9 protein-coding genes are annotated in these 6,756 nt (G+C 66.5%); all 9 read right to left on the reverse strand.

What is annotated here, in order from left to right; all coding sequences use genetic code 11:
• Positions 1-870 carry a phage tail family protein gene (locus ARTSIC4J27_RS02890; protein ID WP_050053710.1) on the reverse strand — a complete coding sequence of 290 codons (870 nt, stop codon included), beginning with the start codon at positions 868-870 and terminating at the stop codon, positions 1-3.
• Positions 863-2,932 carry a tape measure protein gene (locus ARTSIC4J27_RS02895; RefSeq protein ID WP_050053711.1) on the reverse strand — a complete coding sequence of 690 codons (2,070 nt, stop codon included), beginning with the start codon at positions 2,930-2,932 and terminating at the stop codon, positions 863-865. The genes ARTSIC4J27_RS02890 and ARTSIC4J27_RS02895 overlap by 8 nt, the downstream gene beginning before the upstream one ends.
• Positions 2,933-3,282: 350 nt before the next feature.
• Positions 3,283-3,549, reverse strand: coding sequence for a hypothetical protein (locus tag ARTSIC4J27_RS22700; protein WP_050053712.1), 267 nt, complete (start codon positions 3,547-3,549; stop codon positions 3,283-3,285).
• Between the two features lie 102 nt (positions 3,550-3,651).
• Positions 3,652-4,203, reverse strand: a complete 552-nt coding sequence (locus ARTSIC4J27_RS02905) for a phage tail tube protein (RefSeq protein WP_050053713.1) — start codon at positions 4,201-4,203, stop codon at positions 3,652-3,654.
• 18 nt (positions 4,204-4,221) lie between these two features.
• On the reverse strand, positions 4,222-4,620 hold the full coding sequence (locus ARTSIC4J27_RS02910) for a hypothetical protein (protein WP_050053714.1): 399 nt from the start codon (positions 4,618-4,620) through the stop codon (positions 4,222-4,224).
• Complete coding sequence (locus ARTSIC4J27_RS02915) at positions 4,620-4,862, reverse strand: hypothetical protein (RefSeq protein ID WP_152683760.1); 243 nt, start codon at positions 4,860-4,862, stop codon at positions 4,620-4,622. The genes ARTSIC4J27_RS02910 and ARTSIC4J27_RS02915 overlap by 1 nt, the downstream gene beginning before the upstream one ends.
• A 53-nt stretch (positions 4,863-4,915) precedes the next feature.
• On the reverse strand, positions 4,916-5,263 hold the full coding sequence (locus ARTSIC4J27_RS02920) for a hypothetical protein (protein ID WP_050053716.1): 348 nt from the start codon (positions 5,261-5,263) through the stop codon (positions 4,916-4,918).
• On the reverse strand, positions 5,263-5,691 hold the full coding sequence (locus ARTSIC4J27_RS02925) for a hypothetical protein (RefSeq protein WP_050053717.1): 429 nt from the start codon (positions 5,689-5,691) through the stop codon (positions 5,263-5,265). The genes ARTSIC4J27_RS02920 and ARTSIC4J27_RS02925 overlap by 1 nt, the downstream gene beginning before the upstream one ends.
• Before the next feature lie 72 nt (positions 5,692-5,763).
• Positions 5,764-6,756, reverse strand: a 993-nt coding sequence (locus ARTSIC4J27_RS02930) for a P22 phage major capsid protein family protein (RefSeq protein ID WP_152683761.1), incomplete at its 5' end; no start/stop codon positions are given.

The following is a 6,756-nucleotide window of genomic DNA, read 5'->3' on the forward strand; positions in this document are numbered from 1 at the left end:
CTAGGGGGTTAGGTAGGCGTCGCGCCAGCGGGCGTTTACACGCGCTGTACCGGCTTCGGAAAGGCCGCGGAGGACGAGCTCGTGACGTCCCGGAGGGAGGGCCGCCTGGGAGAGCCGCGTCGAGCTCCTGGAGAGGGAGCCAGCCAGGCTCGCCCCGTTCCGGAGGATCGAGCGGCCCCAGGGTCGCGTATCGACGACGAGCGTCTCGTCGAAGGCGAGCGTCGTCCTAAACTCCATCCGGAGCCGGTCGACGATCTCGACGACAGGGTTAGTAATCGGCCCCTGGATCTCGAAGACGGGCCACGTGTCGACGTCGCCCTCGACCGTGAAGACGGTCGAGCGGTCAGACGAGCTCGTCGTCGCCAGGGGAGAAGCCAGAGGCGCCAGGAGCCCGCCGCCAGGGGCAGGCTGAAGGGCCACGGAGACGGAGTGTTCCGTGGGGCCGTACCAAACGGAGTCCGCCGTCGCGAAGTCGGCGATAACCTGGCTCATGCCCTCCGGGAGGAGCTCGTCGGTCGAAGCGAAGCGGCGGGGGCGGCCGAAGACGACGCGCCCAGAGTCAGAGACGAGAGTCGCCACGGCGCCCGGAGTCCTCCGGACGACGTCAGCGCGCCAGGCCCTAGCCATTCGGGCCAGGAGCCCGCGCGCTTCGGCCTCGTCCTCTCCGGCGACCGCGACGTCGAAAGTGATCGTCCGGCCGCCGAAGAAGTCCGCGCCGAAGACGACGCCGTCGGCGCGTGGCCGTCCGGCGTCGTCGTGCCGGATCTCGTGAGAGCCGAGATCCGGGGCGGAGGTAAACACGAGGCGGGAGGCGATCGAGCCGAAGGCCAGGTCCTCGCCAGGGTAGGCCAGGCGCCAGTCGTTAGGCATAAACGCCTCCTCGTGCGATTCGTCGGGTATGGAAAAGGACCTCTTCCATGTCCTCGCGGACGTTGCCGGAAGACTGGAGGGTGAGAGAGCCGATCAGCGGGCTTCCCGTCGGGAGGCCCGCTTCGGCGCCCGCGCGGACTCCTCCGGCCGTCACGTCCGGAGACGCGAAGGAAGGAGCGGCGGGGACCAGGGACTTAGCGGCGGCCTTCTCGACGTGCTTCGCGCCCTTCGTGAGGCCAATCGCCATACCTTGCGCGGTGAAGTCGCCGATCTCCATAAACACTCGCGAGGGCGAGTGGATACCGAGGAGGGACTTCGCAAAGTCGACGACGTTACCGATCGCGCCAGCGACCGCCTCGCGGATCAGGTTCGCGGCGCCGGAAATACCGTTCGCGAGGCCCTGGATCATCTGGAGGCCGATTGTCGACATCTTCGAGCCGATATCGCCGATCGCGCCCTGGACTCGTCCCCAGAGGCCGGAGAAGAAGTTCACGACCTCGCCGATCCCGGAGGACACGGCGGACGCGATATTTCCCCAGACTCCGCCCAGGAAGGAGGAGATCCCGGACCAGGCAACATTCCAGAGGCTTCCTATATAGGAGAGGGCCGCGCTTATTAACGCGCCGAGGACGCTCATAACGACAGGCACAAGCTGTGTAAACGCATTGCCCAGGGTCAGGACCATTGCCGTTACGGCGGGCATGATCGCGACGAAGACGCCGGACAGGTGGGAGACGAGGACCTGGATCATAGGCACAAGCTGGGCGAGTGCTACGGTCAGCGTCCCGGCGATCCCGACTCCTAGCTGTGTAAACGTGCTGAGGAGTGCCGGGAGGACCGGCTCCAGGGAGCGGAAGATGATCCCGAGCGGGGAGAACTGAGTCACCAGGGAGGCGATCACGGTCCCCAGGGGAGCCAGGGCGTCGAAGACCGGGCGGATCGCGTTCGCCAGCCGCTCGAAGAAGCCAGGGATGCCGGAAGAGGTAACGTCGCCGTTATTCTCCCGCCAGGCGGCCCCGAAGGCCCTAATCCCTCCGGTGACTTCGCCCCAAAGGACCTTGAAGTCGCCGAGCTCGCCGAAGAGCGGCCGGATCGCGTTAGCGACCTGCTCAAAGACGCCCGCGAGGCCGTCAGAGGTCACGTCGCCGTTGTTCTCGCGCCAGGCGTTACCGAAGGCGCGGACGGCGCCCGTAACGGTCCCCATGACGTTCCCAGCCACGACGAAGGCGGAGCCGAGCCCGTTCGCCAGGAGATTGATCGCCCCGGTGATCGCGGGCTTCATAGCGTCCAGGGCCGTCATTAGGCCGGAGTTGATCGTCGCCTGGAGGTTGCCCAGGGCGCCCTCGAAGGTAGCCGTCGACTTCGCGGCCTCGACCGCGATCGGATCAGTGCCGAGCTTCATAAGCGCGGCGTTGAACTCGTCGGCGGTGACCTCGCCTTCCGCCATAGCGTCGCGGAAGTTGCCGGTGTAGGCCCCGGCCTCCTCCAGGGCGCGCATAAGCGGACCAGCGGCGCCGGGGATAGCGTCGGAAAGCTGATTCCAGTTTTCGGTCGTCAGCTTGCCCGCGCCCGCCGTCTGGGTCATGACCATAGCGACGGACTTAAAAGTCTCCGCGTTGCCGCCAGCGACGGCGTTCAGGTTGCCAGCGGCCTTAGTCAGGCCGGTGTAATCGGCGACGCCGTTAGATGCAAGCTGGGCGATCGTGTTCTGGATCGTCGGGAGGTCGTAGACCGTTTGGTCGGCGAACTCCTTCGCCGCCTTCGTCGCGGCGTCGATCGCCGACGTGTCGAGTCCGGCGAAGTTCATAGTCGCCTTGAACTTGTCCGTCGCGTCGCTTGCGCGTGCCGCTTCAGCGATAAAGCCGGAGAACATACCGCCAGCGGCGATCGCGATCCCGGCGCCGACGAGGCCCTTGAAGGCGCCCACGAAGGAGCCTCCGGACTTCGCGCCAGCGTCACGACCGGCAGAGTCCATAGGGCCCAAAATGTCGCCGCTCAGCGCGGACGCGAAGCCCTTCGCGGACGGGATAACCGTCAGTGTCGCGTAACCGACATTTGACACGATGCCTCCTTACGAGGGGGTAGAGGCGGACCTCGCCTTCTGGCGCTCCAGGCGCGCGCGGAGGTCCGCGTAACGGGATGCCTTCTTCGGCTGAGGCCGGGCAGGGTGGGCCTGGCCGGTCCAGGCGTGATAAAGGTCCGCGAGGAGGTAGGCGTTCACGTCCCAGCCGGTCGCGGCTTCGCCCGAAGCGCGGGCGGTCGCTGATTCGGCCGGTAGGTAATGGATCAGGACGGAGAGCCGACGAAGCGAGAGCCCGCCGCGCCAGAAGTCCGCGAGGTCGACACGGTAGAAGCGTTGGAGATCCGCCTCTACCGTGTCCGTCTCACGCTTCAGGAGCGCGACGAGCGCCGTCAGTTTCCCTTGATCCCGAGGGCCTTCTGGATGCCTTCCAGGAAGCCGTTCACAGCGCCAGCCTTCGGCTTCGTTGCCTTGTACTTCGCGTACTGCTCTTCGCCCAGGATCAAGCGGAGGAAGGTCATAACCTTGCCGCTCTCGAAGACCTCCAGGGCCTCGACGTCCCACTCGCTCGCGGGGTCCAGGAGGTAGTCGACGCCGTTATGAGTGAAGGGGACCTTGTCGCCCAGGGCTTCGGCGGCAGTGGGGTTGATCTGAGACATTTAGGGGGCTCCTTTAGCGCGGGTAAGGAAGTGGATTAGGGGCGCGCGGGATTAGGTAAAAGAAGAGGAGAGCCTCCCGCGCGAAGGCTCTCCTCTTGTGGACTAGACGGCGGTAGCCGGGTCCGTCTCTACGGTGTGGTAGAGGGTGCCGTCGGCCTCCGGGAAGATCACGACGGTAATCTCGTAGACCGTGGGCTCCGTTTCGGACTCCTTGATCTCGCCGATCTCCTGGACTTCAGCGGACAGGGCGAAGCGGCGCTTCGTCTTGTCGTCCTCGCGGACCTCGAAGCCCACGGCGAAGCGGAAGCCCTTCGGGACCTTGATCGCGCCCTTGCGGACGCCAGCGGCCGAGGTCCGGGTCGAGCCAGGATTGACCAGGGAGAAGATCACGTCGTTGTCTTCGAGAGCGACAAACTTGAAAGTCCGCTTGTGCTTCGAGCTCGTCCGCTTGAAGAGGATGCCTCCCCAGGCGTAATGCTCCGAAGTGTCGCCGTCGCGGGTTTCGGTGATGCCCTCCTCGCCGTCCAGGAGGCCAGCGACCTTCCAGGCGGCGCCCCAGGCGGTGACGAGGTCTTCAGGTCCGGCAGTACCTTCGGGAGCGATAAAGACGTCAGCCCCGCTCCAGAGTGCAGTGTTCTTAGCGTCTCCAGACATTGCTAAGGGTCCTTTCGGTTAGAGGTTGGCCGGGGTGAGCCGGGCCGTGATGGTGAAGAAGGAGAGAGGAGCTCCGGTGTCCGGGTCCTCCGTCGGGAGCGGGCCGGAGATCGGCGAGAAGCCCCGGACCTGGGGCGAGGAGCTCTCCAGGAGGAGAGCCTCCGCCAGGGCCGCGAGATCCTCTCCCAGGCCCTCGTCGCGGTGGTAGACGAGGACGCGGACAGTCGCGCGGCCATTCAGCCGGGAGTCCCGGAAGCGGCCGTCGCTCTTGACCTGGACGAAGGGCAGGGAAGACGAGCTCGTCGGCGCCTTCGTCGAGACGGTCACGCCCAGGGCGTAAGGCTCGCTCCTGGCGGCCAGGAGGCCCTTCAGGAGGTCGCGGACAGCGCGGCGGGGATCAGGGAAGACGACGGCCATTAGCCGCCCCTAACCTGGAGGCCCGCCGCCTGGGCGGCCTTCGTCAGCGTGCCGTGTTTCGCCTGGAGGCCCAGGCCAGCGGCGTGCAGGAGGGTTACTCGCGCGACGGCGCGGTCGGTCGTGCCGGTCGAGATCTCGACAGGGACGACCTGGCCGTCGTGAGCCGTCACGGCACCGACATTCGAGAGCGTCGCTTCAGCGGCGGCCTCGACGGCGGAGGCGACTCCGGCGCTCTTCAGCATGGCGCCTATGCCTCGACTATCGAGGCGGAGCTTCGGGGCCATTCGGCGGCCTCCTATCGGGACTCGACGCGGGTAAGGGTGGCAGTGGTGAGGACGCCGGAAGCGAGGCCGGCTCTCGTGACGGGATCGCCGTTTACACGCCATTGCTCGCCCTCGACCTCGATCCGGTCGTCGGCCTTCAGGTCGACGCGGCGAGGGACGAAGAGGGTCTTCTCGCCCTTGACGATCTGCTTCGAGACGCCCTCCTCCTCGACGGTCGAGACGTCCTGGACGACGGCCCCCGCGAGCTTGAAGCGGTCGGGCGTGTCCCAGGACTCGACGGGATCGCCGTCGGAGTCGAGGACCGTTCCAGGACGGAGCCGGTAAACGGGCGGCGTCACACGGTAGGAAGTGAGGAGCACTAGAGGACGACCTCCGGCGCCGGAGCGGGGACGGGGTCGGCCCAGGACGAAGGCGTCCGGACGGAGCCGACGAAGCCCCCGGAGCGGCCAGTCGCGGCGCGCTTGATCTGGACGATCTCGCGGCCGGTGAGGTAGACGCCGGACGTCTCAGAGATCCCGACGGAGTGTTCGCCGAGGCTCTCCGTCTCCAGGCCGCGCGGGTTCTCAAACTCGCGCCGGGCGGCCTTCAGAATGACCAGGCGGACGACCTTCGGAGCGTCGAGCTCCCAGGCGGTCGCCTTCGTTTCGGAGACTTCAGCGAGGGCGAGGACCGTCGCGTCTTCGAGCGCGGCTTCGGCGCGTGCCTTGTCCTCGTCCAGGAGCGTCCCGGCAGGAAGCCCCAGGCGAGCCTCCAGCGCGCTAACAGGAGGCGGGAGGGGTAAAGACATAGGGCCTCCTCTCAAAGAGGCTCAGAGCCGCGCAGGGCGCCCGGTGAAAGGCGCCCTACGCGACTAGCTGGACTAGGCCACGGCTTCGGACACGTTCAGGTGCAGGATGCCGCCGTTTTCCACTTCGGTTACCTCGACCTGGCGGGTCGTGTAGTTCCGGCTGACCTTGTAGGTCGGCAGGATCGCGATACCGGAGAAGGTGCTCACGAAGGAGCGGTCGACGGTCTTCTCCGTCAGGTAGTCGCGCAGGTAGCGGAGGGAGAAGCCCTTCTCGCTCACAGTCGCGCCGAACTTCGCGCCGGGGGACACGACAGGGGCGCGAGTCGCCAGGGTCACGGCGTCGCGGTGGAAGGCCAGGATCTCCGCGTCAGGGATGCGGGTCGATTCCACGACGTTGAAGCCGCGCACCTTGCCGACGCCGCCTTCGCGGAGAGCGGCGGTGGAGCCGGAGGCGGAGGCGTCCTCGATCGCCTTCGCGTCCAGGAGGTTCGCGTAAACCTCCGCGCCGACGAGCATGTTCAGGCCGTTCACGGCGACGCCGTTCTTCCGCAGAGTCTTACGGATCTGCGTGAAGTAAGCGGTCGGGTTCGCCGGGTCATAGGCGATCGGGGCAGGGGTCGCGCCGGAGCTCATGAGCTCCGTTTCCGGGACGGCCAGGAGCTTAGTGGCCAGCTTGTGCTCCAGCTGATCCACGACAGCGGCGGTCTGAGGAGCGAGGACCTGGGCGGAGAAGTCCGTCAGGTTCAGCGCGAGATCCGCTTCGGACAGGTTCGCGGCGTGGTAGTCCATGACGCGGTCCAGGTTCAGAGTCACGCTCTGCTCCGCGATCTCGTCCATGACGATCGAGGAGGTAATGTCGTCGATCTCACGCTCGCGGGCGATCAGGGTCGTGGGGATCTTGATCGCGATCGGAGCGCCGCCCTTGCCGCCGCCCATGAGGTCATTCGCGAAGTTGCGAGATACCAGGGCGGACAGGAAGGCGTCCTCGTTTGCCAGGTTGGCAGCTACGCGAGCGGCTTCGAGCGGGGTGTAGAAGTCGTTAGCCATTTTTGGCGGTCCTTTCGG

Origin of the sequence: Pseudarthrobacter siccitolerans (assembly GCF_001046895.1) — a bacterium.
Taxonomy (GTDB): Bacteria; Actinomycetota; Actinomycetes; order Actinomycetales; family Micrococcaceae; genus Arthrobacter; species Arthrobacter siccitolerans.

What these genes read in the sequence shown, in the direction of transcription:
- ARTSIC4J27_RS22700 (WP_050053712.1), bottom strand. Translation starts at nt 3,549, where the DNA reads ATGTCTCAGATCAACCCCACTGCCGCCGAAGCCCTGGGCGACAAGGTC.
- ARTSIC4J27_RS02905 (WP_050053713.1), bottom strand. Translation starts at nt 4,203, where the DNA reads ATGTCTGGAGACGCTAAGAACACTGCACTCTGGAGCGGGGCTGACGTC.
- ARTSIC4J27_RS02925 (WP_050053717.1), bottom strand. Translation starts at nt 5,691, where the DNA reads ATGTCTTTACCCCTCCCGCCTCCTGTTAGCGCGCTGGAGGCTCGCCTG.
- ARTSIC4J27_RS02915 (WP_152683760.1), bottom strand. Translation starts at nt 4,862, where the DNA reads ATGCTGAAGAGCGCCGGAGTCGCCTCCGCCGTCGAGGCCGCCGCTGAA.
- ARTSIC4J27_RS02890 (WP_050053710.1), bottom strand. Translation starts at nt 870, where the DNA reads ATGCCTAACGACTGGCGCCTGGCCTACCCTGGCGAGGACCTGGCCTTC.
- ARTSIC4J27_RS02910 (WP_050053714.1), bottom strand. Translation starts at nt 4,620, where the DNA reads ATGGCCGTCGTCTTCCCTGATCCCCGCCGCGCTGTCCGCGACCTCCTG.